General features: G+C 58.6%; 24 protein-coding genes. 12 read left to right on the top strand and 12 right to left on the bottom strand.

The genetic code is table 11. The features are described 5' to 3' along the window. Positions 1-122: 122 nt before the first annotated feature. Positions 123-1061 carry an aspartyl/asparaginyl beta-hydroxylase domain-containing protein gene (locus CQ009_RS20730; protein ID WP_064388381.1) on the top strand — a complete coding sequence of 313 codons (939 nt, stop codon included), beginning with the start codon at positions 123-125 and terminating at the stop codon, positions 1059-1061. 57 nt (positions 1062-1118) lie between these two features. Here the strand turns inward: CQ009_RS20730 and CQ009_RS20735 are convergent, their stop codons facing one another. Together CQ009_RS20735 and CQ009_RS20740 are read right to left on the bottom strand one after the other, a co-directional pair. After that, on the bottom strand, positions 1119-1316 hold the full coding sequence (locus tag CQ009_RS20735) for a hypothetical protein (RefSeq protein WP_105708498.1): 198 nt from the start codon (positions 1314-1316) through the stop codon (positions 1119-1121). Further along, positions 1313-1735 (bottom strand): hypothetical protein, encoded by a 423-nt coding sequence (locus CQ009_RS20740; RefSeq protein WP_318183156.1) that lies wholly within the window; start codon positions 1733-1735, stop codon positions 1313-1315. Before CQ009_RS20740 ends, CQ009_RS20735 begins: the two co-directional genes overlap by 4 nt. Positions 1736-2290: 555 nt before the next feature. Here CQ009_RS20740 and CQ009_RS20745 point away from each other — a divergent pair. Then, positions 2291-3154: a DMT family transporter gene (locus CQ009_RS20745; RefSeq protein WP_105708502.1), complete on the top strand. Its 864-nt coding sequence runs from the start codon at positions 2291-2293 to the stop codon at positions 3152-3154. Between the two features lie 89 nt (positions 3155-3243). Here CQ009_RS20745 and CQ009_RS20750 read toward each other — a convergent pair whose 3' ends face one another. Then, on the bottom strand, positions 3244-4152 hold the full coding sequence (locus CQ009_RS20750; RefSeq protein WP_105708504.1) for a DMT family transporter: 909 nt from the start codon (positions 4150-4152) through the stop codon (positions 3244-3246). A 220-nt stretch (positions 4153-4372) separates the two neighbouring features. Here CQ009_RS20750 and aceK point away from each other — a divergent pair, with 220 nt between their 5' ends. The 5 genes from aceK to CQ009_RS20780 all read left to right on the top strand — a co-directional run bounded on the left by aceK (position 4373) and on the right by CQ009_RS20780 (position 12559). Beyond that, positions 4373-6094 (top strand): bifunctional isocitrate dehydrogenase kinase/phosphatase, encoded by a 1722-nt coding sequence (gene aceK, locus CQ009_RS20755; RefSeq protein ID WP_064388375.1) that lies wholly within the window; start codon positions 4373-4375, stop codon positions 6092-6094. Positions 6095-6262: 168 nt separating this feature from the next. Further along, positions 6263-10174 carry an ATP-dependent RNA helicase HrpA gene (gene hrpA, locus CQ009_RS20765; RefSeq protein WP_105708506.1) on the top strand — a complete coding sequence of 1304 codons (3912 nt, stop codon included), beginning with the start codon at positions 6263-6265 and terminating at the stop codon, positions 10172-10174. A 319-nt stretch (positions 10175-10493) separates the two neighbouring features. Then, entirely contained in the window at positions 10494-11615 is a 1122-nt protein-coding gene (locus tag CQ009_RS20770) for a beta-ketoacyl-ACP synthase III (protein ID WP_064388372.1), read from the top strand. A gap of 96 nt (positions 11616-11711) precedes the next feature. Continuing rightward, positions 11712-12326 (top strand): RNA polymerase sigma factor, encoded by a 615-nt coding sequence (locus tag CQ009_RS20775; RefSeq protein WP_064388370.1) that lies wholly within the window; start codon positions 11712-11714, stop codon positions 12324-12326. After that, positions 12320-12559, top strand: coding sequence for an anti-sigma factor (locus CQ009_RS20780; protein WP_064388368.1), 240 nt, complete (start codon positions 12320-12322; stop codon positions 12557-12559). The genes CQ009_RS20775 and CQ009_RS20780 overlap by 7 nt, the downstream gene beginning before the upstream one ends. A gap of 162 nt (positions 12560-12721) precedes the next feature. Here the strand turns inward: CQ009_RS20780 and CQ009_RS20785 are convergent, their stop codons facing one another. After that, positions 12722-14044, bottom strand: coding sequence for a putative porin (locus tag CQ009_RS20785; protein WP_064388367.1), 1323 nt, complete (start codon positions 14042-14044; stop codon positions 12722-12724). Between the two features lie 283 nt (positions 14045-14327). On the opposite strand from CQ009_RS20785, the gene CQ009_RS20790 reads away from it, so the two are divergent. Next, entirely contained in the window at positions 14328-15452 is a 1125-nt protein-coding gene (locus CQ009_RS20790) for a GNAT family N-acetyltransferase (protein WP_105708508.1), read from the top strand. A gap of 94 nt (positions 15453-15546) precedes the next feature. On the opposite strand, the gene CQ009_RS29865 is transcribed toward CQ009_RS20790, so the two are convergent. The 7 genes from CQ009_RS29865 to CQ009_RS20820 form a co-directional block, all read right to left on the bottom strand. Then, positions 15547-15885, bottom strand: coding sequence for a hypothetical protein (locus CQ009_RS29865; RefSeq protein WP_146117560.1), 339 nt, complete (start codon positions 15883-15885; stop codon positions 15547-15549). A 4-nt stretch (positions 15886-15889) separates the two neighbouring features. After that, positions 15890-16159, bottom strand: a complete 270-nt coding sequence (locus CQ009_RS20795) for a hypothetical protein (RefSeq protein ID WP_064388364.1) — start codon at positions 16157-16159, stop codon at positions 15890-15892. Positions 16160-16347: 188 nt separating this feature from the next. Next, complete coding sequence (aqpZ, locus tag CQ009_RS20800) at positions 16348-17043, bottom strand: aquaporin Z (RefSeq protein ID WP_105708510.1); 696 nt, start codon at positions 17041-17043, stop codon at positions 16348-16350. Positions 17044-17321: 278 nt separating this feature from the next. Further along, the gene (locus CQ009_RS20805; protein ID WP_064388360.1) at positions 17322-19154 is read right to left on the bottom strand and encodes an ABC transporter ATP-binding protein; all 1833 of its coding nucleotides are present in this window, start codon (positions 19152-19154) and stop codon (positions 17322-17324) included. Between the two features lie 87 nt (positions 19155-19241). Next, positions 19242-19805, bottom strand: coding sequence for a peptidylprolyl isomerase (locus CQ009_RS20810; protein ID WP_064388358.1), 564 nt, complete (start codon positions 19803-19805; stop codon positions 19242-19244). 3 nt (positions 19806-19808) lie between these two features. Beyond that, complete coding sequence (locus CQ009_RS20815) at positions 19809-20612, bottom strand: alpha/beta fold hydrolase (RefSeq protein ID WP_064388355.1); 804 nt, start codon at positions 20610-20612, stop codon at positions 19809-19811. Between the two features lie 14 nt (positions 20613-20626). Then, positions 20627-21550, bottom strand: a complete 924-nt coding sequence (locus CQ009_RS20820) for a LysR family transcriptional regulator (protein ID WP_008086429.1) — start codon at positions 21548-21550, stop codon at positions 20627-20629. A 49-nt stretch (positions 21551-21599) separates the two neighbouring features. Here CQ009_RS20820 and CQ009_RS20825 point away from each other — a divergent pair, with 49 nt between their 5' ends. From CQ009_RS20825 to CQ009_RS20840, 3 genes are all read left to right on the top strand, one after another. Then, a complete protein-coding gene (locus CQ009_RS20825) occupies positions 21600-21914 on the top strand; it encodes a hypothetical protein (RefSeq protein WP_064388352.1) in 315 nt (104 codons plus the stop codon). A gap of 214 nt (positions 21915-22128) precedes the next feature. Then, positions 22129-22728, top strand: a complete 600-nt coding sequence (locus CQ009_RS20830) for an FMN-dependent NADH-azoreductase (protein ID WP_064388351.1) — start codon at positions 22129-22131, stop codon at positions 22726-22728. A gap of 324 nt (positions 22729-23052) precedes the next feature. Then, positions 23053-23910, top strand: coding sequence for a carboxylate/amino acid/amine transporter (locus tag CQ009_RS20840; RefSeq protein WP_064388349.1), 858 nt, complete (start codon positions 23053-23055; stop codon positions 23908-23910). Between the two features lie 90 nt (positions 23911-24000). Here CQ009_RS20840 and CQ009_RS20850 read toward each other — a convergent pair whose 3' ends face one another. Continuing rightward, positions 24001-25299 carry a mechanosensitive ion channel family protein gene (locus CQ009_RS20850; protein ID WP_105708514.1) on the bottom strand — a complete coding sequence of 433 codons (1299 nt, stop codon included), beginning with the start codon at positions 25297-25299 and terminating at the stop codon, positions 24001-24003. A 191-nt stretch (positions 25300-25490) separates the two neighbouring features. Here CQ009_RS20850 and CQ009_RS20855 point away from each other — a divergent pair, with 191 nt between their 5' ends. Beyond that, positions 25491-26831: a DEAD/DEAH box helicase gene (locus CQ009_RS20855; protein ID WP_007914470.1), complete on the top strand. Its 1341-nt coding sequence runs from the start codon at positions 25491-25493 to the stop codon at positions 26829-26831. Positions 26832-26840: the final 9 nt, after the last annotated feature.

Raw genomic sequence — 26840 nt, forward strand, 5'->3', positions numbered from 1 at the left:
ATTCTTAACACTGATTCTTGGGTTGAGCGGGTTTTTCCCGAGGCCGGTAGTGTTTATCATGGCCGGCTGCCATGCCGGGTAAAGGGCATTGCGCAGCGTTGTCTTTATTCAAGGAGTTGTTGATGACCGTTTCGTTTGCCGCCAAGGCGTTTGTGCTGTTGCTGTTTCTGGGCAGCACGCTCTATGTGCATTTGCGCGGCAAGGCGCGTTTGCCGGTACTGCGTCAGTTCGTCAACCACTCGGCGTTGTTTGCCCCGTACAACGCCTTGATGTACCTGTTTTCTGGCGTGCCGTCCAAACCGTACCTGGATCGCAGCAAGTTTCCGGAGCTGGATGTGCTGCGCGATAACTGGGAAACCATTCGCGACGAAGCGTTGCATCTGTTCGACGAAGGCTACATTCGCGCCGCCGAGAAGAACAACGACGCCGGTTTTGGCTCGTTCTTCAAAAAGGGCTGGAAGCGTTTCTACCTCAAGTGGTACGACAAACCGCTGCCCTCGGCCGAAACCCTGTGCCCGAAAACCGTGGCGCTGGTCAGTGCCATCCCCAATGTCAAAGGCGCGATGTTTGCCTTGCTGCCGGGTGGCAGTCACCTGAACCCGCACCGCGATCCGTTTGCCGGCTCACTGCGCTATCACCTCGGTTTGTCGACGCCAAACTCCGATGATTGCCGGATCTTCGTCGACGGTCAGGTGTACGCCTGGCGTGATGGCGAAGACGTGATGTTCGACGAGACCTACGTGCACTGGGTCAAGAACGAAACCGACCAAACCCGCGTGATTCTGTTCTGCGACGTCGAGCGTCCGCTGAGCAACCGCCTCATGACCCGCATCAACCGCGCGATCAGCGCCTGGCTCGGCCGTGCCACCGCACCGCAGAACCTTGATGACGAACGCGTCGGCGGGATCAACCAGGCCTACGCCTGGAGCAAGAACTTCAGCGACAAGTTCAGTGGCGTGGTCAAACAGTGGAAACGCCGTCATCCGAAAGCCTACCGCGTGATGCGTCCGGTGCTGGCGGTGCTGGTGTTGACGTTGTTGGGGTATTGGTTGTTCGGCTGAAGCTGGATCAGACAATAAAAAACCGCTCCTTGTGAGCGGTTTTTTATCGCTTGCGAATCAGCGCCGTCCAGCGAGAAGGTTGGGTTCGTCTTCGATGCCTGTAATCAATAGCTGAAGAAAGCGCTGCTGATTGGCTGATAGCTCGGAGGAGATAAGCTTTTCGTCAGTTTTGATTGATCTTTTCTTAGTGGGGGATTTTTTCACAGATTTACGCATGCTCCCGCCCTCGTTGATCTTTACTTGAACAGTTTTCACGATACTTTACTCTCCACTGCGAGGACAAGGCGGCCTTCAAAATCAAATTTGAAGCCGAGTTCTGTATAAACAGGAATTGCTCCTGGTATCGGTTCCTGGACTTCAATGCACTTACTGCCGATTATTTGCGCAAACTCATCGATGGCCACCATCGACAAAAGCGCAATACGCTTTTTAAGCGGGTGAGGCACTCCGGACCGCCCTTCCAATCGTACGATTCGAATTCGCTGGCGGCTTTTGTTCGGGTTGACAAAACACAGCCCGCACAGCTGTTCTTCAAACCAGATCGCGATATCCAGGGACAAAGGTTCTCGTGACTTCCATTCGGCAATCTCTCGCCAGCAAAAATGCGGATCATCCCAAAGCTCAAACGCACCTAGTGCTTTGGCATCGATAGGTTCAAAGCGTACTTTCGACAAGTCTTGTCCCGCTGGTAGCTGCAATAGAGCAGTGGCGATGCTTGCCTGCTTCCTGGCCAGCGACCGATACAACTGATAGCGCAGATAACTCCGTTCCCTTGGCATATGATTTCGAGCATTCCATGTCTCCCCATCGATAGGTGTAGCCGTTGCTCAACAGCCTATTCAGCTCTCATCCATCTGTCGCTAGCGGCCCTTTGCCCAACTCATTGCAATACATGTCCCACGCTGGTTATAGTCGGCGCTCGTGAGCCGTACCGCTCACGCTCCAACCCTTCAAAAAAGATCTGCGCCAATGCCTGCATCCCTCATCAACGCGGTAGTCGATTCAGCGGTCAACGCTGGCGTCGTGCCGTGCGGGAATCAGCAGCCCAGGCAGATCAGTCATTACCCCCCACCTGTCAGTAGCACGCCGGTGTGCGCAGTCGTATCACCGCCGGGCGTTGGCGTTTCGGGCTGATCGGCAGTTTCTGCTGCCCCCTGCGCCCGCCAGAAAAAACTACTGAATTTCAGCTTCGGCTGAGTTGGCTTCTTGCCTGACTACAGGTGGTATTCATGTTTGTCCTGTCGAAAAAATCCGCGCTCGCGGCGACGTCCACGAGCCTGTTCGTTCTGCTGTGGAGCAGCGGGGCGATCTTCTCCAAATGGGGGCTGGCCCACGCTTCGCCGTTTGCCTTTCTGCTGATTCGCTTCGCGATTGCCTTGTGCGGGCTGGTGCTGCTGGCGCCGCTGCTCAAATTGAAGCTGCCCAAGGGTGGCAAGCCGATGCTTTACGCAATTGCCACGGGTTTGGTGTTGTTGGGGGCCTATCAGATTTTCTATCTGCTGGCGCTGAACACCAAGGTCACTCCGGGCGTGATGGCGACCATCATGGGCGTGCAGCCGATTCTCACCGTGGTCTTGATGGAGCGGCAGCGCTCGGCGAGCCGCCTGTTCGGTCTGGCGCTGGGGCTGGCCGGGCTGATCATGGTGGTTTACCAAGGCATCGGTCTGGCCGGGATGTCCTGGGCGGGGATGCTGTTTGGTCTGCTGGCGCTGGCGAGCATGACCCTGGGCTCGATCATGCAGAAGTGCATCACCGACAATCCCCTCGGCACGCTGCCGGTGCAGTACTTGGCCGGTCTGTTGTTATGTGGGATTTTCGTGCCGTTTCAGCCATTCCACTTTGAGCACAGCACAGGTTTTATCGTGCCGGTGTTGTGGATGGGGCTGGTGGTCTCTGTGCTGGCAACGCTGTTGCTGTATCGGCTCATCGCGCGGGGCAATCTGGTGAATGTCACCAGTCTGTTTTATCTGGTGCCGGCGGTGACGGCGGTGATGGACTATCTGATTTTCGGCAATCGCCTGGCGGCGTTGAGTGTGCTGGGCATGCTGTTGATCGTCATCGGCCTGGCATTCGTATTCCGTAAATCCCGATAACGCGAACCCCGGTAGGAGCTGCCGCAGACTGCGATCTTTTGATCTTGTTTTTAAAGACAGGATCAAAAGATCGCAGCCTGCGGCAGCTCCTACCGGGTATTCACTTCAACAGGTTTTAGCGCAGCAGGCTTCAACACCAGCCACAACGCCGCCGCAATCAGCACCCCGCCATACACATGCGCCATCGACAACGGCTCATCCAGCAGCAACGCCCCCCACAACACGCCGAACGGCGGAATCATGAAGGTCACGGTCATTGATTTCACCGGACCGATCGAACTGAGCAGGCGGAAGTAAATGATGTACGCAAATGCCGTGCAGCCCAGGCCCAGACCGAGCAGCGACAGCCAGACATTCCAGCCCCCCCAACTGAGCGGTGGCGCGGTGATGATGCTGAAGCCGAACAGCGGCAACAGGAACAACGTCGCCCCGAGCATGCTGCCCAGTGCCGACAGGCGTGGGTCGAGGCCGCCGGCCTGATCCAGCCAGCGCCGTGCGAGGAACCCGGCAAAGCCGTAGCAAGTGGTCGCCAGCAGGCAGGCGAGGGCGCCCATCAGCAGTTGCAGATCGAATGCCATGGGACCGGCACGGGTCAGCACACCGACGCCGAACAGACCAAGAAAAACGCCGCTGAACTTGGCGATGGTGAGTTTCTCACTGAAAAACAACGCGCCGATCAGCACCCCCATCAACGGTGTGGTGGCATTGAATATTGCCGAATACCCAGCGGGCAGCACTTGCGCGGCGACTGAATAGAGCGTTGCCGGCAGCCCGGAATTGATCACGCCCAGCAGCATCACGGTTTTCAGTTTGCCTTTGAAATCCCGACTGATGCGCATCAGCCCAAGAATGACCAGCAGACCGGCTGCGGCGATCGATACGCGAAAGAACGCCGTCGGGACCGAGCCGATCACCGGCGCAATCATGCGCATGAACAGAAAACTCGCGCCCCAGATGGCTGCCAGCGACAACATGCGGATAATATCGACAGGGCTCACGGCGGGGCTCCTTCCTTGATCGGGACGAGAGTGTTGCCGAGGCCCCAGATGATGGCAACCGCTAATCGGACATTTAATTTTCCGTAGCCGCCGCGTCTGCACGGAAAACCCCGGTCGGTTACAACTGGCATGGCATTTGGCAGAAATTGCACTTCACCTGCGCACGCATCCGTGGCTAAGCTCAGGCACAGATTTCCCAACGCACGCCGAGGTCTCATCTATGCCGCAGCAATGGCCAGCCACCGACATCGCCCGCATGATCCTCGATGGCTTTGACGATTACCGCGAGCATTTCCGGCGGATTACCGACGGCGCCCGGGAGCGTTTCGAGCAGGCGCGCTGGCAAGAGACGCAAACCGCGTCGGCGGCGCGGATCAACCTCTATGAAGAAAAGGTCGGCGAAACCATCGCCCGCCTGCGCGAATACTTCGACGATGAAACGCTGATGAATGTCAGCTGCTGGCCACTGGTGAAAAGCGCCTACATCAGCGTTATCGACCTGCGTTTCGACGATGAACTGTCCGAGACCTGGTACAACTCGATTTTCTGCGGGCTGTTCAGCCACGACCTGATCAGCGACGGCTGCATGTTCATCCACACCACGCGTCCGAGCCTGCGCCGTGCCCGCGCCGCGCAAACCCGTACGTACAAACCGCAAGGGCAATTGTCGGGGATGCTCGCGAGCATTTTTGCCGACTACCGTTTCAGCGAGGACTACGCCGATCTGCCCGGCGATTTGCTCCGGCTCGAAGCACAACTGCGCGAGAACCTGCCGGACTGGGTGTGCAAAGACCCGGAACTCAGCGTCGAGCTGTTTTCTTCGGTGCTGTACCGCAACAAGGGCGCGTACCTGGTCGGACGCATTTACACCCGCGACGAGCAATGGCCACTGGTGATTCCACTGCTGCACCGCGAAGGGCGCGGGATCCAGATCGATGCGCTGATCACCGACGAAGCCGAGGTGTCGATCATCTTCTCGTTCACCCGTTCGTATTTCATGGTCGACGTGCCGGTGCCGGCGGAATTTATCGGTTTTCTGCGGCGCATCCTGCCGGGCAAGCACATCGCTGAGCTGTACACCTCAATCGGCTTCTACAAGCACGGCAAATCCGAGTTCTACCGCGCGTTGATCAATCATCTGGCCAACACCGACGACCAGTTCATCATGGCCCCGGGTGTACGCGGCATGGTCATGAGCGTGTTCACCCTGCCGGGTTTCAACACCGTGTTCAAGATCATCAAGGACCGTTTCTCGCCGTCGAAAAACGTCGACCGCGCCACGGTGATCGAAAAATACCGCTTGGTGAAAAGCGTCGACCGGGTAGGGCGCATGGCCGATACCCAGGAGTTCGCCGACTTCCGTTTTCCGCTGAGCAAGTTCGATCCGGCGTGTCTGGAGGAATTGTTGGAAGTGGCGCCGTCGACGGTTTCAGTCGAGGGCGACACTGTGTTGATCCGTCACTGCTGGACCGAACGGCGGATGACCCCGCTCAATCTGTATCTGGAGAACGCCAACGATGCACAGGTGCGTGAGGCGCTGGAGGATTACGGCCTGGCGATCAAACAACTGGCGGCGGCGAATATCTTTCCCGGCGACATGCTGCTGAAAAACTTCGGCGTCACTCGTCACGGGCGGGTGGTGTTTTATGACTATGACGAGATTTGTTTCCTGACCGAAGCCAACTTCCGCCACATCCCTGCGCCGCGCACGCCGGAGGACGAAATGGCGTCCGAGCCGTGGTACTCGATCGGGCCGCTGGACGTGTTTCCTGAGGAGTTTCCGCCGTTTCTGTTCGCCGACTCGGGACAGCGCAAGTTGTTCGATCAGTTGCACGGCGAGCTGTACAACGCCGATTACTGGAAGAGCCTGCAGGAAGCGATTCGCGCCGGCAAAGTCATCGACGTCTTCCCATATCGCCGCAAAGGCCTCGATAACGAATAACTCCCCCTGTAGGAGCTGCCGAAGGCTGCGATCTTTTGGTTTTGCTTTTAAAAAACAAGATCAAAAGATCGCAGCCTTCGGCAGCTCCTACAGGGGAAGCAGGCCAATCGGAGGCAAATCTGCGACAATCCGCCCCCTGCATAAATAGACGACCGAATTGCCTACCCGATGACCGACGAATCGCCCTCCATCGACAAACTGCTGAAAAACCTCGACCACGCCATGCTCGCCGACCGTCACCGGCTGCGGCGGCAGTTGCTTGAGCTGCGCAAGAAACCCGATGAGACCAAACTGGCCCAATGGGTGACGCGCATGCAGGCGTCCTGTGATCAGGTGCTGGCCCGCAAGGCCAGCCTGCCGGTGATTCGTTACGACGACAGTTTGCCGATTGCCGCCAAGCGCGACGAAATCAAGAAGGCCCTGGAGCAGCACCAGGTCTTGATCATCGCCGGCGAAACCGGTTCGGGTAAAACCACCCAGTTGCCGAAAATCTGTCTGGAGATCGGTCGCGGCCAGCACGGCTTGATCGGCCACACCCAGCCGCGTCGAATCGCTGCCCGCAGCGTCGCCAGCCGCGTTGCCGAAGAACTCGGCACGCCGCTCGGTTCGCTGGTCGGCTATCAGGTGCGTTTCGAAGATCAGAGCGATTCCAACACCCTGATCAAACTGATGACCGACGGCATCCTGCTCGCGGAAACCCAGAACGATCGCTACCTCGAACGCTACGACACGATCATCGTCGACGAAGCCCACGAACGCAGCCTCAACATCGACTTTCTGCTCGGTTACCTGAAAACCCTGCTACCGCGTCGTCCGGATCTGAAAGTCATCATTACTTCGGCGACCATCGATCTGGAGCGCTTCTCCAAGCATTTTGATGATGCGCCGATTGTTGAAGTGTCCGGTCGCACCTTCCCGGTGGACACCTGGTATCGCCCGCTGACACTGGAGCAGGACGAAGAGGGCAACCGTGTCGAGGATGACCTGACCGTCGATCAGGCGATCCTCGCGACCCTCGACGAAATCGCCGCCTACGAACGCAGCGAACGCCGCAGTCCCGGTGACGTGTTGGTGTTCCTGCCCGGCGAGCGTGAGATTCGCGACGCTGCCGACATGCTGCGCAAGGCGCAAATCAAACACACTGAAATCCTGCCGCTGTACGCGCGCCTGTCGCCGGCCGAGCAGCAGCGGATTTTCCAGTCGCACCCGGGCCGTCGTGTGGTGCTCGCGACCAACGTTGCCGAAACTTCGTTGACCGTGCCGGGCATCCGCTATGTGATCGACAGCGGCACCGCGCGCATCAGCCGTTACAGCTATCGCGCCAAGGTCCAGCGTCTGCCGATCGAAGCGATTTCCCAGGCCAGCGCCAATCAGCGTAAAGGTCGTTGTGGCCGGGTCGAGCCGGGTATCTGCATTCGTTTGTACAGCGAAGAAGATTTCCTCGGTCGCCCGGAATTCACCGATCCGGAAATTCTGCGCACCAACCTGGCGGCGGTTATTTTGCAGATGCTGCATCTGCGCCTCGGCGAGATCACTGCGTTTCCGTTTATTGAACCGCCGGATGGCAAGGCGATCAGCGACGGTTTCAACCTGCTGCAAGAACTCTCGGCGGTGGATCGCAACAGTCAGTTGACCCCGCTCGGTCGCCAACTTGCTCGCCTGCCGGTCGACCCGCGTATGGGCCGCATGCTGCTTGAAGCGGCCAAGCTCGGTAGCTTGCAGGAGGTACTGATCGTCGCCAGTGCCATGTCGATTCAGGATCCGCGCGAGCGTCCGCCGGAACGTCAGCAAGCGGCTGATCAGGCCCATGCCCAATGGAAAGACGTTGATTCCGACTTCGCTGGATTAGTGAATTTGTGGCGTGGCTTTGAAGAACAACGCCAAGCGCTGACGGCAAGCCCGTTACGTAACTGGTGCCGCAAGAACTTCCTCAACTATTTGCGTTTGCGCGAGTGGCGCGATTCCCATCGCCAGTTGAGCCTGATCTGCCGTGACATGCAGTTGAGCCTGAACAAAGAGCCTGCCGATTACCCGAAACTGCACAAAGCGGTGCTGGTCGGTCTGCTCAGCCAGATCGGCCAGAAAACCGAGGACGGCGATTACCTTGGCGCGCGTCAGCGGCGCTTCTGGATTCATCCGTCGTCGGGCATCGGCAAGAAACGTCCGCAATGGCTGATGACCGCCGAACTGGTGGAAACCACCAAGCTTTACGCGCGCATGGTCGCCAAGATCGACGCCGACTGGATCGAGCCGCTGGCCGGGCACTTGATCAAGAAAAACCACTTCGAACCGCACTGGGAGAAGAAGCGAGGGCAGGTCGTAGCGTTCGAACAGATCACTTTGTTCGGGCTCATCGTGGTCGGCCGCCGCCCGGTGCATTACGGCCCGGTCGATCCAGTGGTTTCCCGTGAGCTGTTTATCCGCGAAGCTCTGGTGCGTGGCGAGATTCAGTCGAAGGCCAAATGCCTGACCGCCAACCAGCAACTGCTGGAGCAGCTCGACGAACTGGAAGCCAAGGCCCGTCGCCGCGACATTCTTGCTGACGAAGAAACCCTGTACGCGTTCTACGATGCGCGTTTGCCGGCGGAGATTCACCAGACCGCGACTTTCGACAGTTGGTACCGCATCAACAGCCAGAAGAACCCGCAGCTGTTGATCATGCGCGAAGAAGACGTGCTGGCCCGCGAGGCCAGTGAAGTCACCGCGCGCGATTACCCGGACACGCTGCACATCGGCGATCTGGAACTGGCGCTGACCTATCACTTCGAACCCAATCACCCGCGCGACGGCGTGACCTTGCGGGTGCCGGCGCCGCTGTTGCCGATGCTGCCGCCGGAACGTCTGGAGTGGCTGGTGCCGGGGCTGATCGAAGCCAAGTGCATCGCCCTCGTGCGCAACTTGCCGAAAGCGCTGCGCAAAAACTTCGTGCCGGTGCCGGACTTCATCAAAGCGGCATTGCAGCGCATGACCTTTGCCGAAGGTTCGTTGCCGCAGGCGCTGGGTCGTGAGCTGTTGCGCATGACCGGTGCGCGGGTCAGTGATGAGGCGTGGGCCGAAGCTGAACAGGGCGTCGAAGGGCATCTGCGGATGAACCTGGAAATCGTCGACGGCCAAGGCAAATTCCTTGGCGAAGGCCGCGATCTGGCCGAACTGACCGCACGGTTTGCCGAGGCCAGTCAGGCCGCGTTGGCCGTGCCGCAGAGTGCGAAGAGCCAACAGCCGGTGGAGGCGAAAGTCTTCGCGCCGGTGGCAGAGAAGACCCAACAGAAGATCGCCGGGCTGTCGATGACGGTGTATCCGGCGCTGGTCGAAGAGGGTGGCACGGTCAAGGAAGGGCGCTTTTCGACCCCGGCCGAGGCCGAATTCCAGCATCGCCGCGCCTTGCAGCGTCTGCTGATGCAGCAACTGGCCGAACCGGCGAAATTCCTGCGCAGCAAGTTGCCGGGGCAGACTGAACTGGGCCTGCTCTATCGCGAGCTGGGCCGGGTTGATGCGCTGGTCGAGGACATTCTGCTGGCCAGCCTCGATAGCTGCATTCTTGAAGGCGAAGATCCGCTGCCCCGTGACGGCGCCGGGTTGGCGGCACTGGCCGAGCGCAAGCGCGGCAGTTGGACCGAGCACGCCGAGCGCGTGGCGCGGCTGACCCTGGAGATTCTCAAGCTGTGGCACGGTTTGCAGAAACGCTTCAAAGGCAAGATCGACCTCGCTCAGGCGGTGGCACTGAATGACATCAAGCAGCAGATCAGCCATCTGGTGTATCCGGGATTTGTCCGTGAAACGCCGATGCAGTGGCTCAAAGAACTGCCGCGTTACTTGAAGGCGGTCGAGCAGCGTTTCGAGAAGCTTGCCGCGCAGCTGCAGAAGGATCGCGTCTGGAGCGGCGAACTCGCCGGCCTCTGGGCGCAATACCAGGCTCGCGCCGCCAAGCATGCGCAGGAAGGCAAGCGCGATCCGCAGCTGGAGTTGTACCGCTGGTGGCTGGAGGAATACCGGGTGTCGCTGTTCGCCCAACAGTTGGGCACGAAAACGCCGATTTCCGACAAACGCCTGAACAAGCAGTGGACTCAGGTCGAACCGTAACGCTGATCGTTCCCACGCTCTGCGTGGGAATGCTTCTGGGGACGCTCCGCGTCCAGTGACGCGGAGCGTCACGGGCTGCATTCCCACGCAGGAGCGTGGGAACGATCATCCGTGTTGATCTTGAGAAAGGCGCCAAAAGCCTGCGTTTATGGCAAACTTCGCGACCATAAACGCCGGTTTCGCGACCCAGAGCCTTCGGCCGTGGTGCGAGACGGAATAAAGCGATGCCAGGTTTGCGTCCCCCGGATGGGAATAGACCCTTTGTGTGTTGGTACGACGGTTCCAGCACTTTCTGCCTGAACAGATTAGAGAAACGACCATGCATAACGTCGTCATCAGCGGCACCGGCCTGTACACCCCGGCCAACAGCATCTCCAACGAAGAGCTGGTGCAGTCTTTCAATACCTACGTCGCCCAGTTCAACGCTGACAACGCCCAGGCCATCGCCAGCGGCGAAGTACAGGCCCTGACCGAATCCAGCGCCGCCTTCATCGAAAAAGCCTCCGGCATCAAGAGCCGTTTTGTCATGGACAAGGACGGCATCCTCGACCCGCAACGCATGGCCCCACGCCTGCCGGAGCGTTCCAACGACGAATGGTCGGTGCTTTGCCAGATGGCCATCGGCGCTGCCGAACAGGCCCTGCAACGTGCCGGCAAAACAGCAGCCGACATAGACGGCGTGATCGTTGCCTGTTCCAATCTGCAACGCGCCTACCCGGCCATCGCTATCGAAGTCCAGGAAGCCCTGGGCATTCAAGGCTTCGGCTTCGACATGAACGTCGCCTGCTCCTCGGCGACCTTCGGCATCCAGGCTGCGGCCAACAGTGTGCAACTGGGTCAGGCGCGGGCAATCCTGATGGTCAACCCGGAAGTCTGCACCGGGCACCTGAACTTCCGTGATCGGGACAGCCACTTCATCTTCGGCGACGCCGCGACTGCGGTGATCATCGAACGTGCTGACACAGCGACGTCCAAGCACCAGTTCGACGTGGTCAGCACCAAGCTGCTGACCAAGTTCTCCAACAACATCCGTAACAACTTCGGTTTCCTCAACCGCGCAGCTGAAGAGGGCGTCGGTGCCCGCGACAAGCTGTTCGTGCAAGAAGGCCGCAAAGTGTTCAAGGATGTCTGCCCGATGGTTGCCGAACTGATCGGCGAGCATCTGCAAGAGAACCAGCTGAATGTTGGCGATGTGAAGCGCTTCTGGCTGCACCAGGCCAACCTGAGCATGAATCACCTGATCGTGCGCAAACTGCTGGGCCGCGAAGCCACCGAAGAAGAAGCCCCGGTGATTCTCGACACCTACGCCAACACCAGCTCCGCCGGTTCGGTGATTGCGTTTCACAAATATCAGGACGACCTGGCTGCCGGTTCGCTGGCAGTGCTGAGTTCGTTCGGCGCCGGTTATTCCATTGGCAGCGTGATCCTGCGCAAACGTTGATTGCGCCTTGAAAGATCGCAGCCTGCGGCAACTCCTGCACTGACCCTTGCAGGAGCTGCCGCAGGCTGCGATCTTTTGCTTTCAGAGAGGTAATGCATGGCCGCAATGGACGACACTCAACTGCTCGAACGCCTGCTGGCCGGTGAGCAAAAGGCTTTCAAGGAATTGGTCAGCACCTACCAGAGCGCCATGCGCGCCGTGGCCTATGCCATCGTCGGTCAGCGTCATGTCGAGGAAGTGGTGCAGGACGCCTGGCTCTCCGTGGTGCGCCATATTGGCAGCTTCGAAGGCCGCTCCAGTCTCAAGACCTGGCTGCTGACCATCACCGCCAACTCGGCGAAAAGCCGCTACAAGCAAAATCGTCGTGAAGTGTTGATGGATGACCTGCCGTCGCCCCACGGCAGCATCGATGATGACCGCTTTTCTCCCGGTGACGGCCATTGGCTGATCGCCCCGTTCGCCTGGCATCAGGACACCCCGGAAGCCTTGCTCACCGAAGGTGAATTGCGTGACTGTCTGGAGCACACCTTGCTCAGTCTGTCGGAGCTGCAAAGCAGTGTGTTGCTGTTGCGTGAGCGTCAGGGCCTGGAGCTGGAGGAGATCTGTAATCTTCTGGAGATCTCTCTCTCCAATGTCCGTGTGCTGCTGCATCGTGCGCGGCTGAAAGTCTTCGCCACGGTGGAGCATTTTGAGGAGACCGGCGAATGCTGACCTGTAAGGAACAAGTGGCGCGCTCCAGCGATTATCTCGATGGCCAGTTAAGCTTTCGCGAAAAACTGATGGTGCGCCATCACCTGATGTTCTGCCCTAATTGCCGGCGCTTCATTCGGCAGATGAAATTGATGCAGGCCACGTTGAAGGCGATGCCGGAGAAGCCGCAAGAGGGTGTGGATACCTTGGCAGAGCGCCTGGCCGAGCAACGTCGCAAAGACCGCTTTTCGTAGGAGCTGACGAGTGAAACGAGGCTGCGATCTTTTGATCTTGTTTTTTAAGATCAAAAGATCGCAGCCTCCGGCAGCTCCTGTAAAGGGAATAGCTCGGTGCGGATGAAACGAACGGATGATGGGGATCGTTCCGCCCGCACCGGGCTATAGGGTGAAGCGTTTTTAGAACTTGGCTTCCGCATCCAGCTGCAGGGTGTTGGCGTCAGCATCACGCTGGGTACGGCTGGCAAAGTCGGCCTTGGTCAGGAAGTACGTGGCGCCAATGGCGAAGTTCTTGTCGATGTCGTAACCGACCTTGAACTTGTGGCCCCGGGAACCGGTGGTACCGTTGGCGAAGTCGGAGTCGGTGAAGGCGCCGACCACGGCGTTGCGCTGCACGTCACGGTAGTTGTAATCGAGGTTCAGGCCGAAGACTTTCGACTTGGCACCGACCAGCCATGCAGTGTCCTGATCAGTCACGGCATCGTTGTTCTTCACGTACTGACCGTAGAACGACAGTGGCATTGGCAGACCACCGATGTCGACCTGGCTGAAGCCTTCATACAGACGGAATTCGTTGTCAGCCGAGTTGCCGTTGACCGCCAGGGCGCAAGGTGTGGAAGTCCCGGTGCAGCGGCTGTCTTCATCGTTCTGGTAGGCGTAGACGCTGCCGCCCAAAGTCACTTTGAGGTTGTCGGTGATGTTGAAGCGGCTACCCAACTGGCCGGCGGTCAGACGCAGGTCGTGACGGAATTGCACGCCATCGCCGTCGACGTTGTCCTTGAGGTTGTAGTTACCCAGGCTGCCGAACAGTTCGGCGCTGCTGCCCAGTGGATACTTGTAGGTAACGGCCAGACCTTCCGGGTTGATGTCGCTGTCCCAGATCACGTCGCCCATGCTGACCCACGGCTGGAGCATCTTGCCGCCGATGATGTGCAGGTTCTTGATCTGATCGGGGTGGTAGTCGATATAGCCCAGGTCGAGCCAGATCTGCTTCTTGTCGAAGTAGTTGTCCTGATCCTGGTTGGTCGAACGGGCATCGTCGCCGCCGCCAGTGGCGATACGAATGCCGGTGTCGACCTGCGGGTTGATCTCGGTGTAGGCACCCAGACGGGCACGGATACGCTGACGATCCTTGTCGCGGCCGCCGTTGTTCGGCTCGCCGTCGATCTTGATGGTTTCCTGACGAATACGTACGTCGCCCTTGAACTGGGTCTTCGCGGCCCAGGCCAGTTTCTGGTCGAAAACGCTTTGTTCGTTGGTTTTCTTCGCAACGGCGGCGACTTGTTCGTTGGTCTCTTGCTGCGCCTGCTGCGCGATTTGCTGAGCCTTCTGATCCTTGGCCAGTTCAGTTTGCAGTTCTACGTACTGCGCCTGGGAAATCGAACCGTTAGCCTTGAGCATGTCGAGCAGTTTGGCGTCGACTGCAGCACTGGCCGGAACGCTCATGGCCAGCAACAAGCCACCGCACAGGGCCGCCGCAGTTTTCGTGGAAGCAAGACGCATAGCAATCTCCGAAGATGAGAGAGGATGGCTGAACCATCCTGGGCACAACCGACGCAGTGAACGTCGGAAAACAGTGTCCGGGTAGAACCCGGCGCTCTAAAAACAGGCGCCAGTATCGCGATGGTTTATGACAGAGCAGTGGCACAGTGATGGCAGGATGATGACGATACAAAATGCTCGTGAACTACTGATCTAGAGCGCTGTCGCCCCAATGCGGGTGTGTATTGCGGCGCAATCGGCGATACTCGTCCAGCGCTGAAGTCCTGTTATGGAGAGCCCGTCGATGCCGTTGCAACGCCTGCAAAATCTGTCAGAAATCGCCCCGGCCAGTTGGGATGCACTGGTACCGGAGAACCAGCCGTTCTTGCGTCATGCGTTTCTCAGTGCGCTGGAAGACAGCGGCAGCATCGGCCCACACACCGGTTGGCAAGCGGAGCATTTGCTGCACATCGAAGCGGATCGACTGATCGCCGCCTTACCCAGCTATCGCAAGTGGCACTCCTATGGCGAGTACGTGTTCGATCACGGCTGGGCCGATGCCTGCGCCCGCGCCGGTATTGATTACTACCCTAAACTTCTGACTGCCGTACCCTTCAGCCCGGTCAGCGGTCCACGGTTGTTGGCGGCTAGCGTCGAGGATGGTTTCGAACTGCTCAAGAGCCTGCCGGGGTATCTGGAAATCGAAGGGCTATCCAGCGCGCACATCAATTTCACCGACCTTTTCACCGACGCCGCGATGGCCGAGCAACCGGGCTGGTTGCAACGCATCGGCTGTCAGTACCATTGGCAAAATCGCGGCTATCGCGACTTTCAGGATTTCCTCGACGTACTCAGTTCGCGCAAGCGCAAACAGATGCGTAAGGAACGCGAGCAAGTGGCAGGGCAGGGCTTCGAGTTTGAATGGCTGGAGGGGCACCAACTGGATGAGGCTCGATGGGATTTTGTCTATGCTTGCTACGCCAACACCTATGCAGTGCGCCGGCAAGCGCCCTATCTGACCCGGGAATTTTTCAGCTTGCTCGCCGAACGCATGCCGGAGTCGATCCGCGTGGTGCTGGCCAGACATGGCTCACGGCCGGTGGCGATGGCGTTCAGTCTGGTCGGCGGCGACAGTTTCTACGGCCGCTATTGGGGCTGCCTGGCCGAGTTCGATAGCCTGCACTTTGAAACCTGTTTCTATCAGGGCATGGACTACGCGATTGCCCATGGTTTTCAGCGTTTCGATGCGGGAGCTCAGGGCGAGCACAAACTGATTCGGGGGTTTGAACCGGTGATCACGCATTCGTGGCACTACCTGCGTCATCCGGGATTGAAAGCTGCGGTCAAAGACTTCCTGCACCAGGAGCGCGCAGGTGTGCTCGCCTATGCGCAGGAAGCAGTTGCCGCGTTGCCTTACAAACAGGTTTGAGCTTTGGCATCGCACGCGAAACTGCAAAAAGCCGCTGACAACAAGGCCCGACAGTTTGCTCGGGCCTTGTTGGTTCAACTAAAAATACACTCGGTTACCAGCTTGCACCTGCTACACAATTGCTTAACCCTTTCTGCGAGGATACGTTGTTAAAATCCTCAAGAGTGGCAATCGAAGAATAATAATAAATCATCAGATTTGGTTTTTTGGCGACCTGACAGGTATATATGAACTCCGGTCGATCACATTGGACTTTTCCCGTGTTAGCGTTGGCGGAACAATTTAGTTCCGGGCGAACTTCAGACAGCGCTTCACCCATGTTGAATTCCAGAGGTGAGTCGCTATTGACCGTTGGCGACAGCATGGCAGAAGCAAAACCTGAATAAGTTGCAATGATCAGTACGGCGGCGATTAGACTTTTGTAATATTTCATTTACTTACCACTCCCAGTGGCTGCTATTATCTTCAAATACCCAGACCTTGCATTTTTTCAGGTCCAGAGCCTTGGCGGACTCGGTCTCCATGAACGCTTCGGCTGTAGGCGCGTCGCTATAAAAGCCTTTAAGCTTCCAGATGTAGCCCTTGAAATCCTCGCTGTATTGCTGGCAGCGATAAACGTTAGTGCCGGTATCATCGGCTACAGCATTGTTTTGCATCAGACCAGTAGTCAAGGCAATAGCGATGATGCTGTTGATTAAAGTGTTCATGCCTCAATCCTTGAGAGATTTGTGTGTTGGTGGTGAAGAAAGTTGCTTTTGTTTGCGGGGTCAAAGGTAATACGCTTAGAGGCGTCTGTCAGCGTTTTCGCTGTTTCAGAATATTTTATATAGTGTGTGAATGTAATTGAAGGCCGTATTTTTAGTTTAACTAATACGGCCTTTTAGTTGCGTGAGGTTTAGTTTTTTTCGTCAGCCAGCCATCGATAAATTCCACCGCCTGCCACTGCGCCTATCAACGGTGCTACCCAGAACATCCACAGTTGCGCAATGGCCCAGCTGCCAACCATCAGTGCCGGTCCGGTGCTGCGCGCCGGGTTTACCGAGGTATTGGTGACGGGAATCGAGATCAGGTGGATCAGCGTCAAGCCCAATCCGATGGCGATAGGCGCCAGCCCAGGCGGTGCACGTTTGTCGGTGGCGCCGAGGATGATGATCACGAACATCGCGGTCATCACCAACTCAGTGACAAACCCCGCCGCCATCGAATATTTGCCCGGCGAGTGCTCGCCATAACCGTTGGACGCGAGGCCGGCGGCAATATCAAAACCTTCCTTGCCACTGGCGATGTGAGCGATCAGCGCTGCCGCGAAGATCGCGCCGAGCACTTGAGCAATGATGTAAGCAGGTAACTCTTTGGCCGGAAAGCGACCGCCGACGAACAGTCCGACCGACACGGCCGGGTTGAGGTGACAGCCACTGATGTGGCCGATGGCGAATGCCATGGTCAACACCGTCAGACCAAACGCCAGGGCAACCCCCAGCACCCCGATTCCCAACGGCGAGGACGCGGCAATCACCGCGCTGCCGCAACCACCCAATACCAACCAGAACGTACCCAACAACTCAGTGACTGAACGTTTGAACAGAGACATGAGAGAGTCCTTGATAGGCGTGCTATCGAGACTGCATCGAGTTGTGCATCCTTGCAGACTTACGACAGGCCCCGTTCTGGAACCTTGGCTGAGTACAGCAGGGTTTTTACGGATTTCCAGCGGCCAAAAAAAACCGCCAGCGCCCGTGGTTGGCGGACTCTGGCGGTGATCGTTCCCACGCTCTGCGTGGGAATGCTTCAAGGGACGCTCCGCGTCCAGTGACGCGGAGCGTCAAGGGCTGCATTCCCACGCAGAGCGTGGGAACGATCTTGGAGGGGTCAGTCGATGCCGACAAACCCTCCAGTCTGGTGCGCCCAAAGCCGTGCATACAGACCGCGATGAGCCAGCAATTCAGCGTGGGTGCCGCTCTCGGCGATCTTGCCGTTCTCCAGCACCACCAGTCGGTCCATCCGGGCAATGGTCGAGAGCCGATGCGCAATCGCAATCACGGTTTTGCCTTGCATCAGGGTTTCCAGGCTTTCCTGAATCGCCGCTTCGACCTCCGAATCCAGCGCCGAGGTCGCTTCGTCCATAATCAGGATCGGTGCGTCTTTGAGCAGCACCCGCGCAATCGCAATGCGCTGACGCTGACCACCGGACAGTTTCACCCCGCGCTCGCCCACGTGAGCGTCGAAGCCGGTACGGCCCTCGGCGTCCGACAGTAGCGGTATGAATTCATCGGCGCGGGCTTTGTGCACCGCGTCCCACAGCTCGGCGTCGGTCGCCTCCGGTTTGCCGTACAGCAAGTTGTCGCGGATCGAACGGTGCAACAGCGAAGTGTCCTGCGTGATCATGCCGATGCGTGCGCGCAGGCTTTCCTGACCAACTTCGGCGATGTTCTGGCCATCGATCAGAATCCGCCCGCCCTCGACGTCATACAAACGCAGCAGCAGGTTGACCAAGGTCGACTTACCGGCCCCCGACGGCCCGATCAAGCCGATTTTTTCGCCCGGTCTGATGTTCAGGTTGAGATCGCCGATGATGCCTTTCTTCTTGCCGTAGTGAAAATCCACGTGCTCGAAACGCACTTCGCCCTGGGCTACATCCAGCGGTTTGGCCTGTTCGCGATCGGTGACGCTGACCGGTTGCGAGATGGTCTGCAAACCGTCCTGGACCATGCCGATGTTTTCGAAAATGCCGGTGACCACCCACATGATCCAGCCGGACATATTGACGATGCGTATCACCAGGCCGGTTGCCAGGGCAATCGCCCCGACGGTGATCAGTGATTGCGTCCACAGCCACAAGGCCAGGCCCGTGGTGCCGACGATCAGCAGGCCGTTCATGGTGGTAATAGCGATGTCCATGCTGGTCACAACGCGGCCCGCCAGTTGGGCTTTTTCGGTCTGTTCTTCGATTGCTTCGCGGGCGTATTGCTGCTCGTAATTGGTATGGGCGAACAGCTTCAGGGTGGCGATGTTGGTGTAACCATCGACGATCCGCCCCATCAGTTTGGAGCGAGCATCGGAGGACACCACGGAGCGTTCCTTGACCCGTGGCACGAAGTAACAGAGCGCGCCAATGTACGCGGCGATCCACGTCAGCAATGGGATCATCAGGCGCCAGTCGGCCTCGGCGAACAGCACCAGCGAGCTGATCGCGTAGATCAGCACATGCCACAACGCATCCACCGCTTGCACCGCAGAGTCGCGTAGCGAGTTGCCCGTCTGCATGATGCGTTGGGCGATACGACCGGCGAAGTCGTTCTGGAAAAAATTCAGGCTTTGCTTGAGCACGTAGCTGTGGTTTTGCCAGCGGATCATGCTGGTCATGCTCGGACTCAGGGTCTGGTGCACCAGCAGGTCGTGCAGGCCGACAAAGACCGGGCGCAAGATCAGCGCGACCACGGCCATCCAGGCCAACTCCAGGCCATGCTCGTGAAAAAAGTTCGGATTCGGTGCGCCTTGGGCGAGGTCAATGATGCGACTGAGGTAGCTGAACAACGCCACTTCGATCAAGGCGCCGAACAATCCGACGGTGAGCAGGGCGGCAAAACTCGGCCAGACCTGCTTGAGGTAATAGGTGTAGAAGGGCAGTACGCGATCCGGCGGGGATGCCGTGGGGGCATCGCGGAACACGTCGATCAGTTGTTCGAAACGGCGATAGAGCATCAGATAACCGCCCGGAATCCGGGCTCTCCTTTTATCAGTGTGAGCGGCGCGGTGTTGAACCGCGCCGCTCGATACGCCCTGTACAGCTTAGTCGATGACTTTGGCCGACTTGATGATCACAGGGTCTACAGGCACGTTTTGCATGCCGCTTTTGGTGGTGGTTTGCGAGTTGACGATGATGTCGACCACGTCCATGCCCTTGACCACTTTGGCGAACACCGCGTAACCGGCGTCACGGCCCGGATCGAGGAACGCGTTGTCAGCCACGTTGATGAAGAACTGGCTGGTGGCCGAGTCAGGGTTGGAAGTGCGCGCCATCGACAAGGTGCCGCGCACGTTGTGCAGGCCATTGCTGGCTTCGTTCTTGATCGGCGCCTTGGTTTCTTTTTGCTGCATCTGCTGGGTGAAACCGCCGCCCTGAGCCATGAAGCCCGGGATCACGCGGTGGAAAATGGTGTTGGTGTAGAAACCGCTGTTGACGTAATCCAGAAAATTCTTGGTGCTGATCGGTGCCTTGACCGGATCCAGTTCGATTTCGATCTGACCGTTGGTTGTGTCCAGCAGCACGTGCGGTGCTTTGACCGGCGTGGCAGCCATCAGGTTGGCGGCAAACAGCACGGTGCCAGCGGCGAGGGCGAGTTTTTTCAGCATGGGTCAGTGATCCTGAGATTGAATTTCGGCTGCGGCGAGGAACTCCAGCAGCGTTTGATTGAAGCGTTCGGGTTGATCGAGCGGGGTGGCGTGGCGCGAATCGGCGATCACCACCAGCCGCGCATTCGGCAGCAGTTTTACATAGGTTTCTTTCAATGCCACCGGTGTGTAATCACGGTCGGCGCTGATGACGAGCGTTGGACAGGTCACCCGGGAAAGTCGTTCCTGAACGCCCCAGCCAACAATCGCATCGAAGCTGGCGAGATAAGCACGTTTGTCGTTTTTTGCCCAGCGTTCGGCCATTTTCTGCCGCAGACCGGCTTGTTCGGGTTTCGGGAAAAGTTTGCCGCCAAGGGCTTTGCCAATGGTCGCGAGGCTGAGCACGCGCATCAGGCTCCAGCGTTTGAACCACTGCCAAAAATCGTCGCGGCTGCGTAATTTGACCTCCGGTGCGCTGTTGACGATGGTCAGGCTCTTGAGCCGTTGCGGCTGATCGACGCCGAACTGGAAGCCGATCATGCCGCCCATCGACAGCCCGACGTAGTGCACCGGGCCAAGGTTCAAATGCTCGATGAGTGCAAGCATGTCAGCGCTGAATCCAGCGATGCTGTAGCGCTCGTGTGGCTTGTCCGAGCGACCGTGGCCGCGAATATCCGGGACGATCACCCGATAGTGCGCGGCCAGTGCCGGGATCTGCATTTCCCAGTCCAGCGTGCTTGAACCGAGCCCGTGAACCAGCAGCAACGGCGTACCGTGGCCATATTCCTCGTAGTGCAGGTTGCAACCATCGTGCTCGAAATAGGCCATCGGTGAACTCCGTGTCAGGCTTGTTCGGGGGCGGCGTACGGCGCATCCAGAGGTAACGTATCGAAGGTGCGTAGCAGTTCGATGAGGATTTGCGTGGCCGGACCCAAGGGTTTGTCCTTGTTCGAATACAGGTAGAAGCTGGAATTGCGAGTGCCGCCCCTATCCAACGGTAGCAGCTTGAGCGAGCCATCTTTCAGTTCTCGTTCAATCATGTGCCGGGGCAGCCAGGCAAAGCCCAGACCGCTGCTGACAAAGGTTGCGGCAGTGGCGAGACTGCCCACGGTCCAGCGCTGTTCGGCGCCGAGCCAGCCAACGTCGCGGGGCTGCTGGCGGCCGGAGTCGCGGATGACCACTTGCATCTGGGTTTCCAGATCCTGAAAGCTCAGTTCGCGATTGAGCCGGTGCAGCGGGTGATCGGGGTGGGCGACGGCGATGAACTCGACGTCGCTCAATTCCGCCCCGAGGTGGCCGGGAATGCTCAGGCCAGTGATCGCCAGATCGGCCACGCCTTCGAGCAACACTTCCTCGACGCCGGACAATACCTCTTCACGCAAGCGAACCCGGCAACCACGACTCTGCGGCATGAACGCGGTCAACGCGCGCACGATCCGCGCGCTCGGATACGCCGCATCGACTACCAGCCGCACCTCGGCCTCCCAGCCTTGCTCCATGTGATGGGCAAGGTCTTCCAGTTGGCTGGCCTGTTTCACCAGTTGCCGCGAGCGGCGCAGCAATACGCCGCCGGCTTCGGTGAGCACGGCTTTGCGCCCGTCGATCCGCAGCAGCGGCACGCCGAGTTGGTCCTGCATGCGGGCGACGGTGTAACTCACCGACGATTGCGAACGGTGCAAGGCCTCGGCGGCCTGGGCGAATCCGCCGTGGTCGACCACGGCCTGCAATGTTCGCCATTGATCCAGGGTCACGCGGGGCGCTTTCATCAATAGCTCCTCTTGTCCTAAGCTGGCCGTCCTTCATGGAGACTGCCGAATGAAAAAATTCTGTTGTGTGGTGCTGGCGTTGCTGCCGCTGACTGCTTTTGCGTACCCGATCGATGTGCAGAAAGATCTCAATGGCATGAAAATCGATTACGAAACCTTCGACACCGATAACGACATCGGCTCGATCCGGGTGGCCAACTACGGCGATGTCGATGCAGTGTGCAAGGCCGTTTTCAGCAATGGCCCCGAGGCGCCACGCACTCGCACCATCGACGTACCGGCAGGCAAACATAAAAACGCCACGGCCAAGTTCACTCGCGAAATTATCAAGCTGCGCATCAAGCTGACCTGCACCCCGAAGTAACGATCGATCCCTTGTAGGAGTGAGCCTGCTCGCGATAGCGGTGTGTCAGATTGATACACCGCTATCGCGAGCAGGCTCGCTCCCACAGGTTTCAGGTGCATCTAAACGAATTATTCGATGCTTTGCAGCAATTATTTGCGCTTTTTCATCGAGGCGGCACTGTTTAACCTTCACTCCATCGACCTACAACATTCTCGGATGGAGGCTACACACCATGTCCCGCGTTCTGATCATCGAAAGCAGCGCCCGCCAGCAAGACTCGGTTTCCCGTCAACTGACCCAGACCTTCATCAGTCAGTGGAAAGCGGCGCACCCGGCCGATCAGATCACCGTGCGTGACCTCGCCGTGAATCCGGTACCGCATCTGGACAGCAACCTGCTGGGTGGCTGGATGAAACCTGCCGAACAGCGCAACGACAGCGAACAAGCGTCGCTGGATCGCTCCAACGCACTGACCGATGAACTGCTCGCTGCCGACGTGCTGGTGATGGCCGCGCCGATGTACAACTTCGCCATCCCGAGCACCCTCAAGGCCTGGCTCGACCACGTGCTGCGTGCCGGCGTGACCTTCAAGTACACCGAAACCGGCCCGCAAGGCCTGCTCAGCGGCAAGCGTGCCTACGTGCTCACCGCTCGCGGCGGCATCTACGCCGGCGGCCCGGCTGATCATCAGGAACCGTACCTGCGCCAGGTCATGGGCTTCATCGGTATCAACGACGTGACGTTCATTCACGCCGAAGGCATGAACCTCGGTGGCGACTTCCAGGAGAAGGGCCTCAATCAGGCCAACGCCAAGCTGTCCCAGGTCGCTTGATATGTTAATCGCCAGATAATCGCCGATTGTTTAAGTGACCTGGCGCAACCCCTTCAAGGCTCTACGCGCATCGAACCTCCCTTTGCACTTGTTGCTCCTGAGTGCTGTAGCCCGATTGAACGCATTAGCGAGATCGGGCTTTTTTTTGCCCGTAACTCACCGATCCCCTGTAGGAGCTGCCGCAGGCTGCGATCTTTTGATCTTGTTTTTTTTTAAAATCAACATCAAAAGATCGCAGCCTGCGGCAGCTCCTACAGGGGGATTTTTGTTGGTTGCAGGGTGGAAAAACCGCTATCGTCGCCGCCATTCAAATTAGGGGCGAGCATGGGCTATCTACTTTTTGTCACGCTGATCCAGGCGTTTTCCTTCAGTCTGATTGGCGAATACCTGGCCGGTCATGTCGACAGTTACTTCGCGGTGCTGGTGCGCGTGGTGCTGGCCGGGCTGGTGTTTATCCCGCTGACCCGCTGGCGCTCGGTCGAACCTTCGTTCATGCGCGGCATGCTGGTGATCGGCGCGTTGCAGTTCGGCGTGACCTACGTCTGCCTGTACCTGAGCTTCCGCGTGCTGACCGTGCCGGAGGTGTTGCTGTTTACCATCCTCACGCCGTTGCACGTGACGTTGATCGAAGATGCGCTGAACCGGCGCTTCAATCCGTGGGCGCTGATCGCCGCGCTAGTGGCGGTGGGCGGCGCGGCAGTGATTCGCTTCGACAGCATCAGCCCGGACTTCTTCATGGGCTTCTTGCTGCTGCAACTGGCCAACTTCACCTACGCCGCAGGGCAAGTGATGTACAAACACCTGGTAGCCAGGCACCCGAGCGATCTGCCGCATTACCGGCGTTTCGGCTTCTTCTACCTCGGCGCGCTGGCGGTGGTGCTGCCGGCATTCCTGATGTTCGGCAAAGCGAATTTCCTGCCGGAAGCGCCGCTGCAGTGGGGCGTGCTGCTGTTCCTCGGTCTGGTCTCGACCGCGCTGGGCATGTACTGGTGGAACAAAGGCGCGTGCATGGTCAACGGCGGCACGCTGGCGGTGATGAACAACCTGCATGTGCCGGTGGGATTGCTGCTGAATCTGCTGATCTGGAATCAGCATGAGGAATTGGGCAGGTTGTTCCTTGGTGGCAGCGTCATCCTCGCTGCCGTATGGATTAGTCGACTGGGCATCCGCCGCACCGCATAACCCCTGTAGGAGCTGCCGAAGGCTGCGATCTTTTGATCTTTAAAGTCTAAAGATCGCAGCCTTCGGCAGCTCCTACAGGGGAATTGTGTTTTACATGAGGTGCTTCTGCGGCTCGGGAATGCTCGCCGCGCCGAGCACCGCCGGCAACAACCCCGACCGCAAATCCCCGCCACTCGGCTGCTGATACAGGCTCAAGCCAAACTCCGGCAACACCGCCAGCAGATAATCAAAAATATCCCCCTGAATCCGCTCGTAATCGGCCCACGCCGTGGTGCGGGTGAAGCAGTAGATCTCCAGCGGAATGCCCTGCGCCGTGGTCTGCATCTGCCGCACCATGCAGGTCATGTTCGGCTGAATCTCTGGATGACTCTTCAGATACGCCAGTGCATACGCGCGGAAGGTCCCGATGTTGGTCATGCGCCGCCGGTTGGCCGACATCGCCGCGACATTACCCTGGGCCTCGTTCCATGCCTTGAGCTCGGCTTTTTTGCGGCTCATGTAGTCGGTCAGCAGGTGCACTTGCGAGAGTTTTTCTTCCTCGTCATCACGGATGAAACGCACGCCGCTGGCGTCGATGAACACGCTGCGCTTGATTCGGCGCCCGCCGGATTGCTGCATGCCGCGCCAGTTCTTGAACGACTCGGACATCAACCGCCAGGTCGGGATCGAGACGATGGTCTTGTCGAAATTCTGCACCTTGACCGTGTGCAGGGTGATGTCGACCACATCGCCGTCGGCGCCGACTTGCGGCATCTCGATCCAGTCGCCGACCCGCAGCATGTCGTTGCTGGTCAACTGCACGCTGGCGACAAACGACAGCAGGGTGTCCTTGTAGACCAACAGAATCACCGCCGACATGGCACCCAGACCGGAGAGCAGCAACAGCGGCGAGCGGTCGATCAGCGTGGCAACGATGATGATTGCGCCGAACACGTACAAGACCATTTTCGCCAGTTGCACATAGCCCTTGATTGAGCGCGTACGGGCGTGTTCGGTGCGTGCATAGATGTCGAGCAGGGCGTTGAGCAGGGCGCTGACTGCCAGCAACAAGAACAGAATGGTGAACGACAGCGCCACATTACCGAGGAAGGTCATGGCGGTTTTGCTCAGTTCCGGCACCAGATGCAAGCCGAACTGAATGACCAGCGACGGCGTCATCTGCGCCAGACGCTGAAACACTTTGTTGTGGCGAAAGTCATTGATCCAGTGCAGCGCCGGCTGGCGGCCGAGCATGCGGCTGGCGTGCAGGATCAGATAGCGCGCCACTCGTCCGAGCAACAGCGCGATCACCAATAACACCGTCAGCGCGAGCCCCGCCTGCAAAAGCGGATGCTGTTCGAGGGTGCCCCAGAGGTCTTGGGCGTTGAGCCAGAGCTGTTTGAAATCCATATGAGCAACGATTCTTCTGTAAGACGCGATGGGCGATTAGAGCATTTAAGACGCCGTGTATTACCGTTGGAGACAAATCGAGCAACAAAAAAGCCACTGATTACGTCCGTTTGCACAAAGAAACTCGGCCTGAGCGCTCGAAACCGGTAACCTATGCAGCTGTTTTTTTGCATATCTTCGAGGTAGCACCCGTGTTTTCCCAATTCGCCCTGCACGAACGCCTGCTTAAAGCTGTGGCCGAGCTGAAATTTGTCGAGCCAACGCCTGTGCAAGCCGCGGCCATCCCGCTGGCGCTCCAAGGGCGTGATCTGCGGGTGACGGCGCAAACCGGTAGCGGCAAAACCGCCGCTTTCGTTCTGCCGATCCTCAATCGCCTGATCGGCCCGGCCAAGGTTCGCGTCAGCATCAAGACGCTGATCCTGCTGCCGACCCGCGAACTGGCCCAACAGACGCTGAAGGAAGTTGAGCGCTTTTCGCAGTTCACTTTCATCAAGTCCGGCCTGATCACCGGCGGTGAAGACTTCAAGGTCCAGGCCGCGATGCTGCGCAAAGTGCCGGACATCCTCATCGGCACCCCGGGCCGGATGATCGAGCAACTCAACGCCGGCAACCTCGACCTGAAAGAAGTCGAAGTGCTGGTACTCGACGAAGCCGACCGCATGCTCGACATGGGTTTTGCCGAAGACGTGCAGCGTCTGGTCGACGAATGCCCGAACCGTCAGCAAACCATGCTGTTCTCCGCCACCACCGGTGGTTCCGGTCTGCGCGACATGATCGGCAAGGTGCTGAACAACCCTGAGCACTTGCAGCTCAACGCGGTCAGCCAACTGAACTCGACCACCCGTCAGCAAATCATCACCGCCGACCACAATCAGCACAAAGAGCAGATTGTGAACTGGCTGCTGGCCAACGAGACTTATCAGAAGGCCATCGTCTTCACCAACACCCGCGCCATGGCCGACCGCATCTACGGCCGCCTCGTGGCTCAGGAATACAAAGCGTTCGTGTTGCACGGTGAGAAAGACCAGAAGGATCGCAAACTGGCGATCGACCGTCTGAAGCAGGGCGGCGTGAAGATTCTGGTTGCCACCGACGTTGCGGCCCGTGGCCTGGACGTCGATGGTCTGGATCTGGTGATCAACTTCGACATGCCACGCAGCGGCGACGAATACGTGCACCGCATCGGCCGTACTGGCCGCGCCGGTAACGATGGTCTGGCGATCTCGCTGATCTGCCACGGCGACTGGAACCTGATGTCGAGCATCGAGCGCTACCTGAAGCAGAGCTTCGAGCGCCGCACCATCAAGGAAGTCAAAGGCACCTACGGCGGACCGAAAAAGGTCAAGGCCTCGGGCAAGGCCGTCGGCGTGAAGAAGAAAAAGACCGACGCCAAGGGCGACAAGAAGAAAACCGCCGCGAAGACGCCGACCAAGCGCAAGAGCGCCAACCGTCCGAAGCCGGATTCGTTGGTGAGCAGCGACGGCATGGCCCCGCTGAAGCGCCGCAAGCCAGCAGAGCCTGCGGCTGAGTAAAGCGTTTCA

It is taken from the genome of Pseudomonas sp. MYb2, from assembly GCF_002979955.1.
In the GTDB taxonomy this organism is placed as follows: domain Bacteria; phylum Pseudomonadota; class Gammaproteobacteria; order Pseudomonadales; family Pseudomonadaceae; genus Aquipseudomonas.

What these genes read in the sequence shown, in the direction of transcription:
- CQ009_RS20730 (WP_064388381.1), top strand. Translation starts at nt 123, where the DNA reads ATGACCGTTTCGTTTGCCGCCAAGGCGTTTGTGCTGTTGCTGTTTCTG.
- CQ009_RS20745 (WP_105708502.1), top strand. Translation starts at nt 2,291, where the DNA reads ATGTTTGTCCTGTCGAAAAAATCCGCGCTCGCGGCGACGTCCACGAGC.
- aceK (WP_064388375.1), top strand. Translation starts at nt 4,373, where the DNA reads ATGCCGCAGCAATGGCCAGCCACCGACATCGCCCGCATGATCCTCGAT.
- hrpA (WP_105708506.1), top strand. Translation starts at nt 6,263, where the DNA reads ATGACCGACGAATCGCCCTCCATCGACAAACTGCTGAAAAACCTCGAC.
- CQ009_RS20770 (WP_064388372.1), top strand. Translation starts at nt 10,494, where the DNA reads ATGCATAACGTCGTCATCAGCGGCACCGGCCTGTACACCCCGGCCAAC.
- CQ009_RS20775 (WP_064388370.1), top strand. Translation starts at nt 11,712, where the DNA reads ATGGCCGCAATGGACGACACTCAACTGCTCGAACGCCTGCTGGCCGGT.
- CQ009_RS20780 (WP_064388368.1), top strand. Translation starts at nt 12,320, where the DNA reads ATGCTGACCTGTAAGGAACAAGTGGCGCGCTCCAGCGATTATCTCGAT.
- CQ009_RS20785 (WP_064388367.1), bottom strand. Translation starts at nt 14,044, where the DNA reads ATGCGTCTTGCTTCCACGAAAACTGCGGCGGCCCTGTGCGGTGGCTTG.
- CQ009_RS20790 (WP_105708508.1), top strand. Translation starts at nt 14,328, where the DNA reads ATGCCGTTGCAACGCCTGCAAAATCTGTCAGAAATCGCCCCGGCCAGT.
- CQ009_RS29865 (WP_146117560.1), bottom strand. Translation starts at nt 15,885, where the DNA reads ATGAAATATTACAAAAGTCTAATCGCCGCCGTACTGATCATTGCAACT.
- CQ009_RS20795 (WP_064388364.1), bottom strand. Translation starts at nt 16,159, where the DNA reads ATGAACACTTTAATCAACAGCATCATCGCTATTGCCTTGACTACTGGT.
- aqpZ (WP_105708510.1), bottom strand. Translation starts at nt 17,043, where the DNA reads ATGTCTCTGTTCAAACGTTCAGTCACTGAGTTGTTGGGTACGTTCTGG.
- CQ009_RS20805 (WP_064388360.1), bottom strand. Translation starts at nt 19,154, where the DNA reads ATGCTCTATCGCCGTTTCGAACAACTGATCGACGTGTTCCGCGATGCC.
- CQ009_RS20810 (WP_064388358.1), bottom strand. Translation starts at nt 19,805, where the DNA reads ATGCTGAAAAAACTCGCCCTCGCCGCTGGCACCGTGCTGTTTGCCGCC.
- CQ009_RS20815 (WP_064388355.1), bottom strand. Translation starts at nt 20,612, where the DNA reads ATGGCCTATTTCGAGCACGATGGTTGCAACCTGCACTACGAGGAATAT.
- CQ009_RS20820 (WP_008086429.1), bottom strand. Translation starts at nt 21,550, where the DNA reads ATGAAAGCGCCCCGCGTGACCCTGGATCAATGGCGAACATTGCAGGCC.
- CQ009_RS20825 (WP_064388352.1), top strand. Translation starts at nt 21,600, where the DNA reads ATGAAAAAATTCTGTTGTGTGGTGCTGGCGTTGCTGCCGCTGACTGCT.
- CQ009_RS20830 (WP_064388351.1), top strand. Translation starts at nt 22,129, where the DNA reads ATGTCCCGCGTTCTGATCATCGAAAGCAGCGCCCGCCAGCAAGACTCG.
- CQ009_RS20840 (WP_064388349.1), top strand. Translation starts at nt 23,053, where the DNA reads ATGGGCTATCTACTTTTTGTCACGCTGATCCAGGCGTTTTCCTTCAGT.
- CQ009_RS20850 (WP_105708514.1), bottom strand. Translation starts at nt 25,299, where the DNA reads ATGGATTTCAAACAGCTCTGGCTCAACGCCCAAGACCTCTGGGGCACC.